The organism is Nitratireductor sp. ATLC21, assembly GCF_057196525.1.
The window spans coordinates 967543-986073 of record NZ_JBXUOU010000002.1; the positions used below are offsets into that span (position 1 = coordinate 967543).

General features: G+C 58.8%; 18 protein-coding genes. 15 read left to right on the forward strand and 3 right to left on the reverse strand.

Annotated features, from left to right (window positions below; genetic code table 11):
- The first annotated feature begins 36 nt into the window (after positions 1 to 36).
- From AC2CHD_RS12185 to AC2CHD_RS12230, 10 genes are all read left to right on the forward strand, one after another.
- Positions 37 to 1515: an aldehyde dehydrogenase family protein gene (locus AC2CHD_RS12185; RefSeq protein WP_484553898.1), complete on the forward strand. Its 1479-nt coding sequence runs from the start codon at positions 37 to 39 to the stop codon at positions 1513 to 1515.
- A 3-nt stretch (positions 1516 to 1518) separates the two neighbouring features.
- Complete coding sequence (locus AC2CHD_RS12190) at positions 1519 to 2598, forward strand: AbrB family transcriptional regulator (RefSeq protein WP_484553899.1); 1080 nt, start codon at positions 1519 to 1521, stop codon at positions 2596 to 2598.
- Positions 2599 to 2810: 212 nt separating this feature from the next.
- Positions 2811 to 3848, forward strand: a complete 1038-nt coding sequence (locus AC2CHD_RS12195) for a Bug family tripartite tricarboxylate transporter substrate binding protein (RefSeq protein ID WP_484553900.1) — start codon at positions 2811 to 2813, stop codon at positions 3846 to 3848.
- A gap of 62 nt (positions 3849 to 3910) precedes the next feature.
- Positions 3911 to 4663: a class II aldolase/adducin family protein gene (locus tag AC2CHD_RS12200; RefSeq protein ID WP_484553901.1), complete on the forward strand. Its 753-nt coding sequence runs from the start codon at positions 3911 to 3913 to the stop codon at positions 4661 to 4663.
- Positions 4664 to 4675: 12 nt separating this feature from the next.
- Complete coding sequence (locus tag AC2CHD_RS12205) at positions 4676 to 6724, forward strand: tripartite tricarboxylate transporter permease (protein WP_484553902.1); 2049 nt, start codon at positions 4676 to 4678, stop codon at positions 6722 to 6724.
- Between the two features lie 99 nt (positions 6725 to 6823).
- Complete coding sequence (locus AC2CHD_RS12210; protein ID WP_484553903.1) at positions 6824 to 7837, forward strand: amidohydrolase family protein; 1014 nt, start codon at positions 6824 to 6826, stop codon at positions 7835 to 7837.
- Between the two features lie 240 nt (positions 7838 to 8077).
- The gene (gene pcaC, locus AC2CHD_RS12215; RefSeq protein ID WP_229447676.1) at positions 8078 to 8461 is read left to right on the forward strand and encodes a 4-carboxymuconolactone decarboxylase; all 384 of its coding nucleotides are present in this window, start codon (positions 8078 to 8080) and stop codon (positions 8459 to 8461) included.
- Entirely contained in the window at positions 8458 to 9186 is a 729-nt protein-coding gene (gene pcaH, locus AC2CHD_RS12220) for a protocatechuate 3,4-dioxygenase subunit beta (protein ID WP_229447675.1), read from the forward strand. Before pcaC ends, pcaH begins: the two co-directional genes overlap by 4 nt.
- Before the next feature lie 2 nt (positions 9187 to 9188).
- A complete protein-coding gene (gene pcaG, locus AC2CHD_RS12225; protein WP_229447674.1) occupies positions 9189 to 9788 on the forward strand; it encodes a protocatechuate 3,4-dioxygenase subunit alpha in 600 nt (199 codons plus the stop codon).
- A 64-nt stretch (positions 9789 to 9852) separates the two neighbouring features.
- The gene (locus AC2CHD_RS12230) at positions 9853 to 10941 is read left to right on the forward strand and encodes a 3-carboxy-cis,cis-muconate cycloisomerase (RefSeq protein ID WP_484553904.1); all 1089 of its coding nucleotides are present in this window, start codon (positions 9853 to 9855) and stop codon (positions 10939 to 10941) included.
- Positions 10942 to 10998: 57 nt separating this feature from the next.
- Here the strand turns inward: AC2CHD_RS12230 and AC2CHD_RS12235 are convergent, their stop codons facing one another.
- Genes AC2CHD_RS12235 through AC2CHD_RS12245 form a run of 3 tightly spaced genes read right to left on the reverse strand, consistent with a single transcriptional unit; the run spans position 10999 to position 13767 of the window.
- A complete protein-coding gene (locus AC2CHD_RS12235; RefSeq protein ID WP_484553905.1) occupies positions 10999 to 12378 on the reverse strand; it encodes an amidase in 1380 nt (459 codons plus the stop codon).
- Entirely contained in the window at positions 12365 to 12559 is a 195-nt protein-coding gene (locus tag AC2CHD_RS12240) for a hypothetical protein (protein WP_484553906.1), read from the reverse strand. The genes AC2CHD_RS12235 and AC2CHD_RS12240 overlap by 14 nt, the downstream gene beginning before the upstream one ends.
- Positions 12556 to 13767, reverse strand: coding sequence for an MFS transporter (locus AC2CHD_RS12245; protein ID WP_484553907.1), 1212 nt, complete (start codon positions 13765 to 13767; stop codon positions 12556 to 12558). Before AC2CHD_RS12245 ends, AC2CHD_RS12240 begins: the two co-directional genes overlap by 4 nt.
- Before the next feature lie 130 nt (positions 13768 to 13897).
- Here AC2CHD_RS12245 and AC2CHD_RS12250 point away from each other — a divergent pair, with 130 nt between their 5' ends.
- From AC2CHD_RS12250 to AC2CHD_RS12270, 5 genes are all read left to right on the forward strand, one after another.
- Positions 13898 to 14482 carry a TetR/AcrR family transcriptional regulator gene (locus AC2CHD_RS12250; protein WP_484553908.1) on the forward strand — a complete coding sequence of 195 codons (585 nt, stop codon included), beginning with the start codon at positions 13898 to 13900 and terminating at the stop codon, positions 14480 to 14482.
- A 218-nt stretch (positions 14483 to 14700) separates the two neighbouring features.
- Positions 14701 to 15426, forward strand: coding sequence for a GntR family transcriptional regulator (locus tag AC2CHD_RS12255; protein ID WP_229447668.1), 726 nt, complete (start codon positions 14701 to 14703; stop codon positions 15424 to 15426).
- A gap of 3 nt (positions 15427 to 15429) precedes the next feature.
- Positions 15430 to 16461, forward strand: a complete 1032-nt coding sequence (locus tag AC2CHD_RS12260; protein ID WP_484553909.1) for an ADP-ribosylglycohydrolase family protein — start codon at positions 15430 to 15432, stop codon at positions 16459 to 16461.
- Positions 16458 to 17438, forward strand: a complete 981-nt coding sequence (locus AC2CHD_RS12265; protein WP_484553910.1) for a PfkB family carbohydrate kinase — start codon at positions 16458 to 16460, stop codon at positions 17436 to 17438. The genes AC2CHD_RS12260 and AC2CHD_RS12265 overlap by 4 nt, the downstream gene beginning before the upstream one ends.
- Before the next feature lie 31 nt (positions 17439 to 17469).
- On the forward strand, positions 17470 to 18525 hold the full coding sequence (locus tag AC2CHD_RS12270; protein WP_484553911.1) for an ABC transporter substrate-binding protein: 1056 nt from the start codon (positions 17470 to 17472) through the stop codon (positions 18523 to 18525).
- Positions 18526 to 18531 lie beyond the last annotated feature (6 nt).

Below are 18531 nucleotides of genomic sequence, written 5' to 3' on the forward strand. Positions count from 1 at the left end.
CGTCTCTTTTGCTCAATTCATGACTGGAGTGTTGCCGTGGTTGCCCATCATGCCTCGTCGGGATCATTCGTTTCGAAGCCGGAACTTTATTATGGAGGCGCCTGGCATGCTCCGATCAATGGGAAAACCTTTGAAACCATAAATCCGGCCACCGGGGCAGTGATCGGACGGGTGGCTGAGGGTGATGCTGATGATGTCGCTGCTGCTGTCTCTGCGGCACGCGAAGGGTTTGCCGCCTGGCGAGCCGTGCCGCCGACGGAACGTGCCGCCGTTCTTCGCGAAATTGCTCGGGTCATACGCTCCAATGTGGATAGGTTGAGTGAAATCGAAGCTGCGGACTCTGGAAATCCGATCACCAAGGTGCGCGCCGATGTGATGCAGGGTGCGCAGCGGTTCGACTTCTTTGCCGGCCTCATCACAGAGATGAAGGGCGATACCATTCCAGGGAGAGAGGGAACACTCACGCTGACGCAGCGCGAGCCCCGGGGGGTCGTGGCGCGCATCGTGGCCTTCAATCATCCCTTCATGTTCACATCCAGCCGGATGGCGGCCCCCTTGGCGGCCGGCAACGCCTGTATCGTAAAGCCGCCGGAGCAGGCTCCACTTTCCGGCGTCCTCTTTGCGGAACTGGTCGGTGGGTTGCTGCCTGCCGGCGCGTTTTCCGTCCTCACTGGAGGGCGGGAGGTCGGAGAAGCGCTTTCAGCGCATCAGGATATTGCAATGGTCGGATTGGTCGGCAGCGTTCCGACGGGCAAGGCGGTCATGCGTTCGGCAGCGGACACGCTGAAACCGGTGCTTCTGGAGCTTGGTGGAAAGAATGCGCTGATCGCCTTTCCCGATGCCGAACCCGAGCGGGTCGCCGAGGCGTTGGCGGATGGTATGAATTTCACCTGGTGTGGACAAAGCTGTGGCTCCACCAGCCGCGCTTTCCTTCATGCCGATATCCACGATGCCGTACTGGAGAATTTGGCGGAAAAGATCGCGGTATACAAACCCGGCCTGCCGACGGACCCCCAAACCACAATGGGCGCTTTGATCAACCGTGCGCAGTATGAGCGTGTCATGGCCTATATCGATGGAGCGAAAGCAGAGGGCGCCAAGCTGTTTCTGGGGGGCAGGCATCCTTCGGAGCCTGAGCTTGCGGACGGCTGCTTTATCGAGCCGACCGTATTTACCAGCGTGACATCTGACATGCGGATCGCGCGTGAAGAGATATTCGGCCCGGTGCTTTCGGTCTTCGACTGGCAGGATGAAGCGAGCTTGCTGTCGCAAGTGAATGGTCTCGACTACGGGCTGACCTGTTCCATCTGGACAAATGATCTTGCAAGGGCCCATCGCGTAGCTGCTGCTGTGGAGGCGGGTTATGTATGGGTCAACGACGTCTCCAAGCATTTTCCCGGTGCCCCGTTTGGCGGGTACAAGCAGTCGGGTTTGGGCCGTGAAGAATCCTTGAGTGAACTTTTGGAGTTCACTCAGGAGAAGACCATCCATATCAACTTCTCCGGCAAACGGTGAGAGATGAAAGGTGGGCTGCGTTCCTGGTTTGCCCAAGTTAAGCGGGTAGATTATCCGCGCACTTCGCTGGCTCTGTGCGTGGGGGTAGCGGGGGCGCTCCTCTTCCTTTGGATCGGAGCGCCCATGCCTTGGATGCTCGGTCCGCTAGCCGGTTGCCTGATAGCGAGCTTGCTGGGCGCTCCGCTGGCCGCGCCGACCGTTTTTCGTTCCCCCATGGCTGCCATGATCGGAGTGATGCTCGGGTCGGGCTACGGGCCGCAATTGTTGGGATATGTAGTCAACTGGTGGGCCACGATCGCCGGGCTGCTGGCCTTCATGATGGTGGCTGGCGCGGTCTGCGTGGCATATTTTCGTTGCGTGGCGCGGTATGATTTTCCCACAGCCTATTTTGCCGGCATGCCCGGCGGGGTCGTGGAGATGGTGCTGCTCGGTGAGAACAGTGGGGCTGACCTTCGCCGCGTTGCACTTGTGCACGCCGCACGCATCGTTTTCACCGTGTTCTCGATTCCGTTTATCGTCCAATGGGTGGAAGGAGGGCAGATCGTCCGCTCCGCAACCTCTTCTATCTCGCTGTTGGATATGCGGGCTGATTCCCTTCTCTGGTTGCTTGTCACGTTTTCTGGAGGCCTGGTGCTCGGACGGCTGGTCAATCTGCCTGCGCGGTACCTTCTTGGGCCGCTGATCGTCAGTGTGATTGTTCACATCAGCGGCATTTCGACATTCAAGCCACCCTGGGAATTGGTTGCCTTGGCCCAGTTGGTCCTCGGTTCGGTGATCGGCTGCCGGTTCGCAGGCAGCAGAACCGTGGACATCCTGCAGATATTCCTGGCCTCACTGGGGTCCTGTTTCTTGATGATCCTGCTGAGCTGCGCCTTCGCCTTTGGTGTCTCTCATCTCACGGAGTACACCTTGACGGAACTGCTCCTGGCCTATTCTCCGGGAGGATTGGCAGAGATGGGTGTCCTGGCCTTGGCATTGCATCTGGATGTGGCGCTGGTGTCGACGCACCACGTTCTGCGCATATTTCTTGTTGTCATCTGCGCCAAGTCTCTTATGCCATTATTCGGGATAAAAAGAGAATGAAAAAGCGAAAATCAAAAGACGAAAACGAAAATAATATATATTTATCAAAATGATACTCGCAAATGTGAGTGATATTTAGCGCTCTGATCTTTAATTTGAAAATCTCATAATAAGGGAATTTTTCGATATTTACTTGACGGATGCACCAGGAAGGGTGCTAATTACGTCGTAGGGCGCAGGAGGGGCCGCCCGACACAATTGGGGAGGAGAACATGGCGTTTGCATCAAGGCTTCCGGGTCTGTCGGGTCTATTGGGAGCAATGCTGATTGGGTCCGTTTGTGCGGCTCCTGGTCACGCTGAGGAGACGGTCGAGGCGTTCTATCAGGGCAAGACGATCGATATGATCATCGGATACTCTTCCGGTGGCGGATATGACCGATATGCGCGTCTGGTCGCCAGACATCTTGGAAAATATATTCCAGGCAATCCAGAGATCGTGCCCCGCAACATGCCTGGAGCGTCCAGTCGACTTGCCGCTGGCTACATCTACAATGTTGCACCACAGGATGGCACGGTTCTCGGCACCGCGGACCAGTCGCTGTCGGTGGCGCAGGCGATGGGAGAGTCGCTCGAACTCGATGCAAGCGCGTTCGGCTACATCGGCAGTCCCACGATGGAAAACAATGTCCTTATCACTTGGCATACTTCTGACGTTTCGTCAGTCGATGAAGCCAAGCAGATCGCTATCCCTATCGGAGCAACAGGTGGGTCCACCTCTTCGCAATATCCATCGATCATGAATGCGTTGCTGGGGACGAAGTTTGAGATCGTAAGCGGATATCCTGGCGGCAATGATATAAACTACGCAATGGAAACGGGGGAAGTCGACGGGCGCGGGAGTGTAAACTGGGCCTCGTTGAAACCACTCGGCTGGTACGAGGAGGGCCTCATCAACGTGCTGGTGCAGATCGGCCTTCAGCGGGAGGCGGATCTTCCCGATGTACCATTGCTTTATGAGCTGGCATCGACAGACGAAGATGAGCAGCTTTTGCGGCTGCTGTCTGCCCCGACTGCCATGGGCCGGCCGATTTTTACCACGCCGAATGTTCCGGAAGAGCGCCTGCAGGCCCTGCGCAAGGCGTTTGACGAGATGGTGGCAGACCCGGCTTTTGCCCAAGCCGCTGCAGATGAGGGACTTTCCGTCATCCCGTTGTCTGGCGAGCAATTGCAGAAAACCGTCAGTGAAATTCTGGCAACCAAGCCGGAAGTGGCTGCACGCTTGAGCGAATTCATCGGCGTATCGGACTAACCCTGAACCAGGGTGTGCCGCGCTGCGCGCCCTGTCCTCCGGCATAGCGAGCATGTTTCATCATGGATCACGACCCTCACGCCATTCTGGCCGAACAAATTGCTGCGGCGACCCGAATGCTCGTCGCTCAAGGCATACTTGACTACAGCGGCCATATCAGCGCGCGCATGCCGGACGGCGAGCATTTTATGATTCAGTCGGCTTCGGACTCGCGCGGCGAACTTGATCCGTCACGGCTGCTTGTTGTTGATATGGATGGCAAGGTCATTCACGGTGATCTGAAGCCACCACTCGAATTGGCGTTGCACACGGAAATACTCCGCGCCCGGCCTGATGTGGGAGCCGTATTGCATTGCCACATGGAGTTGGCGATCACCTTCACCTTGATGAAGGGCATCCAGCTGAAGCCAATGCGGGCGCGCGCGGTGCGCTGGGCCTCAGGCATACCCACGCATCCTGATCCAAGTCTGATAACCACAACCGAACAGGGCGCAGCTCTGGCGAAGACGCTTGGACAGCACGATGCCGCTTTGATCCGCGCGCATGGATTGGTGATGACGGCTGAAACGGTGCCCGCCCTGTTCGTGGATGCCGTGCATTTTCTCGAGAATGCCAGGCAGCACATGATGGTCCTTCAGGCAGGACAGGAACCGATGCCGCTCACCGCAGAAGAGATTGCGCAAATATCGAGCCCAAGAGGCTTTCATATCGCTAAGCTGTGGAACTTCTACATTCGCCAGGCGCAATCGGGAAATCTCATACCTCAGTCCTGGAGTGCCAGTCTCCGGGACGCTGCATCGAGAAATCGAGAGTAGGACCTTCGGACTATGGATATCAGTGTTCTCGGCGCAGCAAGCGATGCCATCGTGGCACTCGCAGACCCGTTCCGGCTTCTCATGCTGGGTTGCGGCGTCTTGTTTGGGCTCTTTCTCGGCATCATCCCCGGGATTGGCGGGCTGGCAGGCATGGCGCTGCTGCTGCCATTTACGTTCACGATGGATTCTTATGCGGCCTTCGCCATGCTGCTCGGGATGTCGGCTGTCACGGGTACAAGCGACACGATCCCGGCTGTGCTTTTCGGGGTTCCCGGTACAGCCGGCGCCCAAGCGACCGTGATGGACGGCAATCCCATGGCAAAAAACGGGGAGGCTGGCAGAGCACTGAGTGCAGCGTTCACATCGTCTCTTTTCGGGGGGCTGGTCGGCGCGTTGCTGCTGGCCCTGACCGTGCCGGTATTGCGTCCATTCATGCTCTTTATCGGCTCACCGGAACTTCTAGGCTTCTCTGTATTCGGCATAGCAATGGTGGCGGTTCTGTCAGGAACCTCGCCACTGCGAGGTCTGGTTGCCGCTGGAATCGGTGTCATGATTTCCATGATCGGCGCTGACCCGCAAACCGGCACGCTGCGCTATACGATGGGGAGTTTTTATCTATGGGACGGGCTTCCGATCGTGCCGCTCGTTCTTGGCCTTTTCGCCTTGCCTGAGCTGGCAGACCTTGCGATCAAAAGGTCCGCCATTGCTTCGGAATCCAAATATGACACCCGCAAGGGAATGAGCGAAGGCCTCCGCGATGCCCTCAGGAACTGGTGGCTTGTCCTGCGTGGCGGCGGGTTGGGCGCAGGGGTCGGTGCCATACCCGGGCTTGGCTCTTCCGTTGTCGACTGGATTGCTTATGGTTGGGCTTTCCAGACCACAAAGGGTGCGGACAAGACTTTCGGCAAAGGCGATGTGCGCGGCGTCATCGCCCCTGAGGCTGCCAACAATGCAATCACTGCGGGTTCACTTGTTCCAACGATAGCCTTCGGTGTGCCCGGATCGGCCTCCATGGCCATTCTGCTTAGCGTTTTCCTGATCCACGGCCTCGTGCCGGGGCCCGAGATGCTGACAACCAACCTGGACGTCACCTACTCGATGGTTTGGTCGATCGCGATCGCCAATATTCTGGGCGCAGGTCTTTGCTTCCTGTTTTCCGGGCAATTGGCAAAGATTGCAGTTCTTCGCTACACGCTGATCCTACCGGCTGTGCTTATATTTGTCTATGTCGGAGCATTCCAGTCCTCACGCAATTGGGGAGATCTCTACGCGCTTTTGATCTTTGCCGCTGTCGGCTGGATCATGAAGCAATTGCGCTGGCCACGGCCACCACTTGTTCTGGGCTTTGTGCTTGGCGCCCTGATTGAACGCTACATGTTCATCTCGACCACCCGATATGGTTTTGAGTGGATGTTGCGCCCGCTCGTCGTCGTGCTTTTCACCATGGCGGTCATCGTGCTGGCCGGCCCGCTCATCCGCCATGTTCGAGCGCTCGGCGGTTTCAAGGGTATCGCAAGCTATGTTGGGACACCGCGGCTTCAATGGTCGGATCTGCTCTATGTCGGCGTATTGGCCTTGGCGGGTGTCATGGTTGCCGAAGCGCTCCAGTGGCCCTGGGGCGCGAAGGTCGGACCGTTGAGTGTTGGCATACTGACGCTGAGTTTCTGTGTGCTGAGTTTCCTCAATCAGGTCTTTACGCGGTCAGTACAGCGCGCGCGGGCCGACGCTGGAGAGATTCGGCAAGAAGTACACATGGATACATCCGTCGATCATGGCGATATTACGCTGAAAACAGTTGCTCTGCGCGCGGCACGGTTCTTTGCCTTTCTCGTCCTTTTCATCGCGATGATGGCGGTGATCGGTCTTATCCCCACAGTTCCACTGTTCGTTGCGGTTTTCATGCGCATCGAAGGGCGTGAAAAATGGCAGTTGATCGCAGGATATGCAGCCGCACTCACACTGACTGTCTACCTGATCTTCGACCAGCTTTTGCGCATACCCTGGCCACAGACACTCTTAGGCCAGTGGTTCCCCGCATTGACCGTTATTCCGTCGGTTTAACCAGGTGCAGGCAGAGCCTGCATCTCCAAATTCCCCAATCGTGCCGGTGCTGAACGAAGCGCCGGGCCTGAAACCCACTTTATAAAGAGAGAGCGAGAGATGCAGTACATTGATGCCTTCAATCACTTCTTCCCGAAACCGCTTTGGGACAAGATTCAGACCTTCGAAGGTGCCGGCAAAAACATCGGCAAGCGTATGCAGAATATCCCCTGCATCTTCGATTTGGAGGAGCGGTTCAGAGTTATCGAACCCTTTGAGAATTATCGGCAGATCCTGAGTCTGGGCATGCCGCCCATCGAGCAGATGGGAACGCCGGACAAAACACCTGAACTTGCACGTCTCGGCAATGAGGGTTTTGCCGAGCTTGTCAGCAAGCATCCCCAACATTTTCCAGGTTATCTCGCCGCGCTGCCGATGAACAATCCCGCCGCCGCCGTCGCTGAACTGGAACGCGTATTCTCTGCCAACGACGGCGCCGTCGGCGTTCAGATTCACACGAACGTCAACGGTGCACCGCTTGATGATGAGCAGTTTTTTCCGATTTTCGAAACGGCGGCCAAGTTCGATAGGCCGGTGTTTCTTCATCCCTCACGCGGAGAGGAAATGCCGGATTATCTCACCGAGTCGAAATCCCGTTATGAGATTTGGTGGACCTTCGGATGGCCTTACGAAACCAGCGCGGCAATGGCACGGATCGCCCTGTCTGGAATGATGGACAAGCTGCCCGGGCTCAAGGTTCTCGCTCATCATCTGGGCGCCATGGTTCCCTTCTTCGAAGGGCGCGTCGGGCCGGGGCAGGATCAGCTCGGCAAGCGTACGTCCACCGAGGATCTTTCGCATGTTTTGAAAGGGCTCAAGAAGCGCCCGTTCGATTATTTCAAGGACTTCTATGCGGATACTGCGGTTTTCGGTTCTCGCGCGGCCACCGTTTGCGGGTTGGAGTTCTACGGGGTGGACAAAGTGTTGTTTGCGTCTGACAGCCCCTTCGACCCCGAAAAAGGTCCGGGATATATCCGCGACACGATCGCCGTTTTGAAGTCCCTGGACCTGGCGCGCGAAGATATGGAGAAAATCTGCTACAAGAACGCTCAGAAGCTGTTCCGCATCGATTGATGCCGTCCGCCCCCGCAGAGCGGGGGCGGCAAGCTTCGGCTCGGGGGGAGAATGCGGGTGTTGAAGCGCGATTGGGACCGAATGCAGATTCAGCGCTCGGTTGGCGCGGTCAACCCTTCCGTATTTGTAAACTCGACTGAGACAGACTTGCGGCTGTTGGATGGCGCCGGTCTTTTGCCCGGATGAAGCGACTGAGTGAGTTTGCGGCGGATTTGAAAGGTTTTTGGAAAGGATGCGGCATTGAGCGACAGGTTTGAACGGGGCATGAAGGTCCGCCGCGAGGTGCTTGGAGATGCTCATGTGGATCGGGCAGAGGCCGCCAAGACCGAATTTGACCAGCCGTTTCAGGCGCTGATCACCGAAGGGGCCTGGGGCACGGTATGGGCGTCTGACCGCCTTACCCGCCGCGAGCGGTCCATGCTGACGATCGCGCTTCTTGCAGCGACTGGCAATTTCGAGGAGATCCCCATGCATATCCGGGCCACCACACGCACAGGTGCCTCCCGGGAGGACATCGCGGAAGCGTTGCAACACGTTGCCATATACGCCGGCGTTCCGAAGGCCAATCACGCTCTCAAACTCGCTAAACAGACTTATGCAGAGATGGAGAAAAATGAGGAATGAGCGATCTCGGACCACTCATCCCACGCAACCGGGCGGTTCATCCGGCACCTTATGCCGAAGACTACAAGACCAGCGTGACGCGTTCGCCCAATCTGCCGCTTCTTTCGATGGAGAGCACGCCATCGGAGGAAACCGGTCCTGTTTTCGGAGCCGAATTGATCGGCGAACTCGACAACAACCTCATTCTCAACTGGTCCAAGGGGCTGGCACCTGCCGTGGGTGAGCGCATTCTTGTGCATGGCCGCGTACTGGATGAGAATTGCCGCCCAGTGCCGAATGCGCTTATCGAGATTTGGCAGGCAAATGCCGGCGGGCGCTACCGGCATGTCAAGGATACCTATTTCGCTCCGCTCGACCCGAATTTCGGTGGATGTGGCCGCACGCTCACGGACGAAAGCGGCTATTATGAATTCCTCACGATACGGCCGGGCGCATATCCCTGGCCGAACCGTGCCAATGATTGGCGCCCGATGCATATCCACTTTTCGATCTATGGCCAAAGTTTCGGCCAGCGCCTGGTCACGCAGATGTATTTCGAGGGGGATCCGCTGATTGCCCATTGCCCGATCGCAGCGACCGTGAGGGATCGCAGCCATCTTGATCGCCTTGTGGCACCTCTTGACCTCTCGAAATCACGCCCACTCGATTTTCTCGCATACAAGTTCGATATCGTTTTGCGCGGTCGCCGGCAGACGATGTTCGAAAACAAGCTGGAGGGGATGTGATCATGGTGCAGAAGCTGACGACTCTTGCTGAAACGCCCTCACAGACCGCAGGTCCATACGTTCACATCGGCCTGATGCCCACTTATGCAGGCAATGCCGGCTCCTTCCCGCAGGAGATCGGCGCGTCGCCTGTCACAGGTAAGGTGAACGGGCAGATGATAGACATTGTGGGCTCTGTCTTTGATGGCACCGGATGGGTGCTGCGCGACGCGCTGATTGAAAGCTGGCAGTGCGACGGAGGCGGCAGGTTCCCGGGGGAGGAGGGTGCCGACCCGAATGTTTCGGGCCATTGCCGCTTTGCCGTCGATGAGGCGACCGGCGAGTTCAGGCTCACGACGGTCAAGCCCGGCAGCTATGTGGGGCGTGGAGGGGTAAGAAGCGCCCCTCACATCTCATTGTGGATCGTCGCGCGCGGCATCAACACCGGGCTCAACACCAGGATCTACTTCGAGGATGAGGATAATTCTGGCGATCCGCTGCTGAGCCGCATCGAACAGCGCACGCGCGTGGAAACGCTGATCGCGAAGAAAGTTGCCGATGGGAAATACCGTTTCGACATCCGCCTTCAAGGCGATCACGAAACGGTGTTTCTTGATCTCTGAAAGATGCAGCTCACCGTGCAGCGCCGATCAAGGCGACGCGAACAATGTCGAAAGGCCCTTCGGGATGGACGTCTCCGTTTTTGATCATCCATGGCTGGCGGGCTTGTTCGGCGACCCGGAGATGGCCACGCTCCTGGGCCCGGATCAGCAGATGCGCCACATGCTCGCCTTCGAGGCGGCCTGGACGCGGGCCTGTGGGCGGGCAGGTCTTCTCGATGAGGGAGAGGCTGAGGCGGCGGCGCTTGCAATCGAGAATGCACGGATCGACTTGACGGATATTGCAGCCGGCATGGCGCAGGACGGTGTGCCGGTGCCGCGCCTGGTTCGGCAGTTGAAGGCCGTAGCGGGTGCCGATGCGGTTCATCGTCATGCCACATCTCAGGATGTCGTGGACACGGCGCTGGCCCTCACCCTGAAAGAAGCCTCCGATCTTCTGGAAGCGCGCATCAAGGCGCTGGCGGCATCGCTCGATGAACTCATCAGTCGTTTCGGGGATGCGCCTCTGATGGGACGTACGCGCATGCAGGCTGCCACCATGATTACGGCTGGCGACCGGATCAAAACCTGGCGTCTGCCGTTGGATGATCATTTGAAGCGGCTAACCGCGCTACGCTCGGATGTCGAGCGGGTCCAGATTGGTGGCGCATCTGGTGACCGCAAAGCATTGGGCGTTCAGGCTGACACCGTCGTCGTGAATGTTGCGCAAGTCCTTGGGCTCGCCCCCACAGCCAAGGCCTGGCACGCCATGCGCCACGGCATCGCCGACTACGCATCGTTCCTTTCCCTTGTGACAGGAACTCTCGGCAAGTTCGGGCAGGATGTGGTGCTGATGGCGCAGCAGGGGATCGACGAGATCGCGCTTTCGGGCGGCGGGGGGTCATCGGCAATGCCTCACAAGCAGAACCCGGTTCTGGGTGAACTTCTCGTAACGCTTGCTCGCTTCAATGCCACGCAGGTTTCGGCCATGCATCATGCAATGATCCATGAGCAGGAGCGTTCGGGGGCAGCGTGGAGCCTTGAGTGGATGGTGCTTCCGCAAATGTTGATGGCGACTGCGCGCGCGCTTTCAGCGGCCAGGGACCTGTCTCAAGCGATAACATGGATTGGCGAACCGTCTGCAGACGGAAACACCACCCGTCGCGATCATCGATAAGCTGCGCCGCTTTGGGGCAGTGCCGAAACGCTGCCTCAAAGCGGGCGCTCAATCCAGTCAGTTGCATAGGGCAAACGGTGCAGGCATTGGCATCCGTCCGGCGATGCCTTCAACCAACTGCCCAAGTTTCAGGAGCACCGCCTCCGAATGGGCGGGGCCGATGAATTGTACGCCGAAAGGCAGGCCGGATGAATGCTGCCCGGCCGGGACCGACAACGCTGGTACACCCGTCAGATTGGCAGCGGCGTTAAATCTCACATAAGCCTCCACGACCGGCTCCTCGCTGCCGTCCTGCCAGATGAAAGCGCTCTGGCCGCGTCGTGCTGCCACGGTCGGTACAGTGGGGACGATCAATGCATCGACCTTCTGGAACATCTCTGTCCATGCGCGCTCCAGCCGCGCTTGTGCCTGCTTCGCCATTAGATAGTCCTGGGCCGGCAAAAGACTTCCTGTTTCAAGGAGAAGCCGCACGTCTTCGCCGTAATGGTCTGCTCGCGACCGAATGTTGTCACGATGCACGAAAGCCGCTTCCGCCAGCATGATTCCCCATTGGCCCGGCATAATGGTCTCGGTCAGCGGCACCGAGACTTCCACAAGCTCGGCACCGGCGTCCGCCAGGGCCCTCTGCAACTGTGCGAGAGCATCCTCGATTTCCGGCTCGAGCCGCTCATAGAAATAATTGACCGGCACGCCGAGTTTTGTTCCGGTAATCTCACGATCTGCCAGCGCATTTGCTGATGAGTTGTCCACCTTGGCTTTCGAGATTGCCTCCAGAAGAAGCGCTGCATCTTTCACCGTGCGGGTGATCGGCCCGACATGATCGAGCGACGGCGCAAGGGGAATGACGCCCTCCAGCGAGACCGTTCCGCGCGTCGGCTTCAACCCCACCACGCCGCATAGCGCAGCAGGAACGCGGATTGATCCGCCGGTGTCCGTTCCCAATGCAGCAAGCGCTCCGCCATATGACACTGCCGCGGCAGAACCACCGCTCGAGCCGCCGGGCGTGTGTTCGGTGTGCCAGGGATTGGCGGTTTGCGGTGTTGTGAGGCCGAATGCGAACTCGTGCGTGTGCGTCTTGCCGGTGAAAATGGCACCGGCCTCCTGGAGCTGTTTCACGGTCACAGCATCGCTTTCTGCCACATGTCCCACCTGAACTCTGGAGCTGGCACTGGTCGGCAATCCGGCAACATCGATGAGGTCCTTCAATGCGATCGGAATGCCGTGCAGCGGTGGAAGGGCAGCACCGGTCATGATCTGCTCTTCGGCGAGCCGGGCTCTCTCCAACGCAGGTTCGGCAAGCAGCAGGGAGTAGGCGGCGATATTGTCATCCAGCTTCCAAACCCGCTGGAGCACCGAGTCGACAAGTTCCACCGGGGACAGTTCTTTCTTTGCGATTAGCGTGGACGCTTCGGTAATCGACAGTTCAAACGGTTCCATGAAAGTCTTTCTCCGTGATGGCGCCTTTGGCGTCCTGTCGGGCGGACTGAAGTGTGCCAATGAAGCTGCGCACATGTGTCAGTGTTGCAGCCACCGCGGCGCGCCGCTCCTGGGGCAAGGGCAGTTCATGACGATCGGCCAGATCGGCAATCATTTCAGCAGTGTAGGCGGGGATGGTCATGGCTTCTTGTCCATCGAGGTCGGAACTGTTGCGAAATAGGTCAGGATCAGGGAGAGCGTGGCGAGCGCAATGATGACCGCGCCAAAGATCGTGGCAGTCGGAACCAGTCCGATGCGCTGTGCCGCAACCCCGGCCACCAGGGCTGGAAGGGCATTTGAGAGATAGCTCTCGGTGTAGAACGCCGAGAGCAGGCCGGCGCGCTGCTGTGCTGTGGCAAGAGCGGCGAGGCTGCGCATGGCGCCCAGAAAGCCCGCCCCGAATCCAAGCCCCGAAATGACGGCTCCTGACATGAGAGCCATCGTGCTGGAATGACTGAAGCCTCCAAGAATGACGGCGGGACCAACAATCATGGCGAGGCTGCCGAAAAGCAGGGCAGAGCGGATGGGTAGGTTGCGGAAGGTTAAAACAGCGACGGCTCCGGCAAGTGTCAATGCGCCCACGGCTCCACCTCCCAGCACCTGCGTCTGCCCCGGGGCGATCTCGCCAATCAGGGAAGGCATCAGAGAGAGAAAGAACCCGCCAAGCGCCCAGACCGCGATGTTGATCGGCGCAACCCGCAGAAAAGCCAGGCGTGCATGCCGGGGAATTTCGATGCGCAAGCGAGGGCGCCAGGGTTCGGTTGCAAGGTCGGTCGCGGTTTCCGTGCTTGCAAAGGTGCGCAGAACCTGACCGTTAAAAATCGCTACCAGAAGAAAATAGACGAAATGGAGGGGTGCGGGAGCGAGCTGTGCAAGCAGGCCTGAGCCAAGTGCGCCGAGCCCCATCCCGATCATGGGGGCGATGCTGTTGATGGTTGCACCCGCTTTTTGATCGATGTCCAGCAATGCTGCGGCAAGAGCTGTCGTCGCGAGGCCGGTGGCAAACCCCTGGATCGTGCGCGCGACAATCAGCCAGGCACTGTCCTGGGCCATGAGAAACAACCCCATCGCGACGAGTTGTATTGCCAGCGATACGAGAATGACGGGGCGCCTGCCGAAACGGTTCGACATTGTTCCAAAAAACAGCAGGCCGAAAAGCAAAGCCAGCGCATAGACAGCAAAAACCAGCGAAATGGTGAAAGCGGAAAAGCCCCATTTTGCCTGATAAAGCGGATAAAGCGGTGCCGGAACGCTGGACGCAGCAAGGAACGCAATAAGAGACAAGGCGTGCAGACTGAGGCCAGTTTGGGTTGTGGGGCAGGCCGTCGCCCCCATCGTTCGCGAGGTCATGGTCTGGTCCTTTGCTAAAAGCGAATTTTTTGCGTTATAATGCGAAAGGTTCCTTAATGCAAATATTTTGCGTTAGTGAATTCTTTTGCCGCCGGTTGTATGGTCGCCCTGAGGGGGAGTGGTTGAAAAAATGAAGAATTCAGATCGTGCACTTGACGTGGTTCCAAGGCCGGGAGGGCGTTCTGCCCGGGTGCAGGCCGCCGTTTTCAAAGCTGTTGAAGAGCTTAAACAGGAGGGCGACGCGTCTGGATTGACCGTTCCTGCGATCGCCTTGCGGGCTGGCGTAACACCGTCGACCATCTACCGGCGGTGGGGTTCTCTCCAGGAGCTTCTTTCCGAGGTGGCGGCCCGGAACCTGCGGCCCGATGCCCCACCGGAAGAAACAGGCGACTGGCGGAATGATCTCGCGATCTGGCTGCAGCAATTTGTCGAGGAAATGTCCTCCGAACCGGGACGGGAAATGCTGCGTGAGGTTCTTGGTGGCGAGCGTTCCGAGAATGCCGGTCAATGCTCCGCCTACACGCGCCAGCAACTGGAAATGATTCTGGACCGTGCAGCAGAGGGGGAAGACCGCCCGATTGATGTCGATAAACTCCTCGACCGGGTTATCGCGCCGATCATGTATCGTATTCTGTTCACGGCCACCGCGCCGGACCGGGAATATGCGCAGTCCCTGCTCGACAGGGCATTGGAGAGCGGTCTCCCTCACCGGTGAAGCGCTATAATTCCCATGCCTGGTCGCTGTCGGCGACCTTCACGAAGGGATCAGCAGTTCAGCAGGCATGGTGGTGGTTTCACTGTCGACACTCATGATGTCCGCCTGATCGTGCGCTGCTGCAGGTATTCTCTTTGCGCGCAGGGCAAGAGTCGGACGCGTTGACACCCGCCGACTTGTAAAGTACAGGATTATACAGGTTCACTGGACAGGTTTATATGTCTCGACGCGCGAATACGTTGTCACCGGGAATGGCGAAGCCCGAGCGGATTGCCACCGTTCTGGAACGGGAAATTCGTTCAGGTGCCCTGGGGTTTGGCGAGCGGCTGCAAAGTGAGAACGAGTTGGTGCAGCGCTTCGCCGTCAGTCGCAATACGGTTCGGCGCGGCCTGGAAGAACTCTCGGCCAGGGGGCTGATCACGACGAAGGTCGGGATCGGCTCCTTTGTCACCTTCGACGGAAAAATGGTTGATGACGCGATCGGCTGGTCGAAGGCGCTTGCTGACGCGGGCGCGAATGTCCAGACCCGCACGCTGCGTCTGGAAGTGATTGAGGATCCGGAACTGGCCGAGATGCTCGGCATCGAAAAGCCGGCCTTCATCGCTGTCGATCGCGCACGCAGCAATGCGGGCACCGGCTACGCCATCTCCATCGAGCGTTCGCGTCTGCCCCTGTCGCCCGAGCTCGAAGAGGTGCCGCTCAAAGGACTGCGGGAGGGGTCTTTGCACCAGACATTGCGGGGAGCCGGCCTTGTTCCGGATCACGGAGAAGAGTGGGCCGATATCGAAATGTTGTCGCCCGAGGATGCGGCCATTCTGGGATGCGAAACGGGAACGCCTTTTCTGCGCACACGCCGGCTGACACGCAGGCCGAACGGCTATCCCATCGAGTATGTCACCAGCTTGCTCAACCCCAAGCACTTTGCACTGCACCTGGAGTTTTGAGGAATGTCGGACAGGTCAGTTGCTGAAGATCGGGCAAAGGCCGCGTTGATCGGTGGGGCGTTGGGCGACGCGCTTGGCATGCCCACCCAATTGTTTTCGCCGGCCCAAATCCGTGAGACTTACGGGTTTGTGGAAAATTTCGTTCTACCTGTTCCCGACCATCCGGTGTCGAAAGGGCTTCCCGCCGGCACCATCACCGACGATACGGAACAGGCGCTGTTGCTGGGGCAGGTCCTCCTTGAAACCGACGATGCGTTTGATCATCACCGCTGGGTGAATGCGCTTGTCGAGTGGGAGCGTGACGTCAAGGCGCGCGGCAGCTACGATTTGCTGGGCCCATCTACCAAACGCGCCATTGATGCCATCAACAGTGGTACGCCACCTGAAGAGGCGGGGCGCGACGGCGACACCAACGGTGCCGCCATGCGCATCGCCCCGGTCGGGATCATGATGCCGTCCAGCGCACCGGCTGCGCTCGCGGCCAAGGTGGCCGAAACCTGCCGCGCAACGCACAACACGTCCATGGCGATTGCTTCGGCGGCGGCAGTGGCGGCTGCCGTGAGTCATGGTGTTTCTGGCAGCGACTGGCGGCATGCGGCCAAGCACGCCGTAGACGCCGCGAAGCTGGGTGCAGGCCACGGGCACTGGGTGGCCGGCCCCGATATTTCAGCGCGCATTCGTTGGGCGACAGACCTCGTACGCGGCAAGCCTGCTGAACGCGCAATCGGATTGATTTCAGAGCTCGTGGGCACGGGCGTTGCAAGCCAGCAGTCTGTGCCTGCGGCTTTCGCTGTCCTCGAAGTGGCCCAAGGGGATCCGTGGCGTGCTGCGGTCATCAGCGCCAATCTCGGTGGCGACACCGACACGATCGGAGCGATTGCTGCAGGCATGGCGGGCGCCTGTGCGGGCATGAACAGCCTGCCGCAGAACCGCATAGCGGAGTTGAACGGACTCGACATGAGGATTGTCGAAACATTGGCTACGAGGCTCGTTGCAGAGCGCTTCCGTCGTGTCGGGGACGAGGAAGCGGCATGACACGTCTCATCCATGCCGGCAGCGCCGTTGTTGATTACGTCTACCGGATAGACGCCTTGCCGAAGCCGGGCGGCGAAAAGACCGCATCGAGCTACAACCGCATCGCCGGTGGTGGTTTCAACGTGATGGTCGCAGCCAGACGGGCCGGCATGCCGGTTGCGTTTGCCGGTCGCCATGGCACAGGGCCGGAAGGAGATTTTCTGCGCGCAGCGTTCGCGGCCGAAGGGGTGGAAACATTGACCCCGCGCGCGCCTGAGCTCGACAGCGGGAATTGTGTGGTGTTGGTCACCGCGGATGCCGAACGAACCTTTGTCTCCTGGCCCGGTGCAGAAGCCGCGTTGACGATCGCGGACCTGGCTCCGATAACCGTGCAGGAAGCCGATTGGGTTTTCATATCGGGCTATACGCTCTCTTATCCCGGCAGCCGTGATGCGCTGGCCGATTGGCTTGAGGCCTTGCCGTCAGGCACACCGGTCATTTTCGACCCGACGCCGGTTGTGGCCGAGATACCTTTTTCCATTCGTGCCCGCGTTCTGGCCCGTACGACATGGTTGAGCTGCAATATTGCGGAAGCGCGTTCACTTGCCGGTGCGGCCGATCCTGCCATCAATGCTGCCCTTCTCATGTCCGATCATTGCCCTCGTGCAAATGGTGTGGTCATCCGCTCCGGTGCACTTGGCGCATATCTGCTTTTGCGTGATGGACGCGACGGCGCCGTCGAAGGGTTTTCAGTGCCTGCCCTGGACACGAATGGCGCGGGCGACACGCATATCGGCGCCTTCATCGCAGCACTCGCGCGGGGTGAAGAGGCTTTCGCTGCTGTGCGCTATGCCAACGCCGCGGCGGCAATCTCGGTCAGCCGGCATGGTGGTTGCGCTGCGCCGAACGACACTGAGATACGGGCTTTCCTGGCTGAAAGAAACTGCGGCGAACCGACCGATGATATGCGTGACGATGAGATGCGCAGGAAACAATAACAACGATGGCACAAAAAGAGAGGAACAACCGATGACCAAATTGCTTGGGAAACTGGCAGCACAAGCGGTGCTGCTCTCCGTGTGTACAGTCTCCGTCCATGCCGCCGAGCTACACGTGCTCAACTGGAAGGGGTATGGCGCTGACGAGCCGTGGGCTGTGGAAGCCTTTGAGAAGGCGACGGGCCACAAGGTGGTCAACGACTTCTTCAATTCCGAACAGGAAATGCTGACCAAGTTGAGGACGAACCCCGGCCTTTACGATGTTGTCATGATCAATGCGGCGTTCACCGGTCAGGCACTGGCGGAATCTCTCATCCAGCCGATCGACACCGCAAAAATCCCGAATTACGCGGACATTTCCGGCGACAAGGCCAACTCTCCCATGCTGAACCAAGACGGCAAGGTTTATGGTGTGCCGTGGGTTTGGGGACTGACCGCGATCGCCGTCAACGACAAATCCTTCGAGACGCCCCCCACCAGCATCTCGGTCATGTGGGATGAGGCGCACAAGGGCAGGGTCGTCATTCGCGATGACGCCGTAGAGGCGATCCAGTTCGGGGCGATCGCCTCGGGGCAGAACATCAATGACATCAAGGATATGGATGCGGTGAAGGAGAAGCTCACTTCACTCATGCCACAGATCCGCACCTTCTGGAGTTCGGAGAACGACTGGAACCAGATGGTCGCTTCGAACCAGATCGATATAGGAACATACTGGTCCGGCTCGGCTGATCGTGCCAAAACCCAGTTCAACCTGCCGGTCAGTCTGGTAATCCCGGAGGAGGGAGCCGTGGCCTGGCTCGACGCCTTCTCCATTCCTGTCGGCTCCGACAATGTCGAGGGTGCCGAAGCCTTTATTAATTACATGATCGACCCGGAGTTCTACGTCGAATGGGTCACGAAAGTCGGCGCGCCGGTTTCCGCCAATGAAAAGGCTGTCGCTGCTCTTCCCGAAGATGCATTCAACAGGGCTGTGATGGGCGACCCCAAAGTGGCGGATCGCATCCAGTTTCAGGCTCCCATCACCGACGAACAGAGAAAAGAATATCTGGCCATCTGGCAGGAACTCAAGGTCGGCGCACAATAGTCAGAA

Coding starts and splice junctions, on each gene's coding strand:
- AC2CHD_RS12255 (WP_229447668.1), top strand. CDS start 14,701: ATGTCTCGACGCGCGAATACGTTGTCACCGGGAATGGCGAAGCCCGAG.
- AC2CHD_RS12200 (WP_484553901.1), top strand. CDS start 3,911: ATGGATCACGACCCTCACGCCATTCTGGCCGAACAAATTGCTGCGGCG.
- AC2CHD_RS12245 (WP_484553907.1), bottom strand. CDS start 13,767: ATGACCTCGCGAACGATGGGGGCGACGGCCTGCCCCACAACCCAAACT.
- AC2CHD_RS12210 (WP_484553903.1), top strand. CDS start 6,824: ATGCAGTACATTGATGCCTTCAATCACTTCTTCCCGAAACCGCTTTGG.
- AC2CHD_RS12265 (WP_484553910.1), top strand. CDS start 16,458: ATGACACGTCTCATCCATGCCGGCAGCGCCGTTGTTGATTACGTCTAC.
- AC2CHD_RS12205 (WP_484553902.1), top strand. CDS start 4,676: ATGGATATCAGTGTTCTCGGCGCAGCAAGCGATGCCATCGTGGCACTC.
- AC2CHD_RS12250 (WP_484553908.1), top strand. CDS start 13,898: ATGAAGAATTCAGATCGTGCACTTGACGTGGTTCCAAGGCCGGGAGGG.
- AC2CHD_RS12190 (WP_484553899.1), top strand. CDS start 1,519: ATGAAAGGTGGGCTGCGTTCCTGGTTTGCCCAAGTTAAGCGGGTAGAT.
- AC2CHD_RS12270 (WP_484553911.1), top strand. CDS start 17,470: ATGACCAAATTGCTTGGGAAACTGGCAGCACAAGCGGTGCTGCTCTCC.
- pcaH (WP_229447675.1), top strand. CDS start 8,458: ATGAGCGATCTCGGACCACTCATCCCACGCAACCGGGCGGTTCATCCG.
- AC2CHD_RS12230 (WP_484553904.1), top strand. CDS start 9,853: ATGGACGTCTCCGTTTTTGATCATCCATGGCTGGCGGGCTTGTTCGGC.
- AC2CHD_RS12240 (WP_484553906.1), bottom strand. CDS start 12,559: ATGACCATCCCCGCCTACACTGCTGAAATGATTGCCGATCTGGCCGAT.
- pcaG (WP_229447674.1), top strand. CDS start 9,189: ATGGTGCAGAAGCTGACGACTCTTGCTGAAACGCCCTCACAGACCGCA.
- AC2CHD_RS12195 (WP_484553900.1), top strand. CDS start 2,811: ATGGCGTTTGCATCAAGGCTTCCGGGTCTGTCGGGTCTATTGGGAGCA.
- AC2CHD_RS12260 (WP_484553909.1), top strand. CDS start 15,430: ATGTCGGACAGGTCAGTTGCTGAAGATCGGGCAAAGGCCGCGTTGATC.
- AC2CHD_RS12235 (WP_484553905.1), bottom strand. CDS start 12,378: ATGGAACCGTTTGAACTGTCGATTACCGAAGCGTCCACGCTAATCGCA.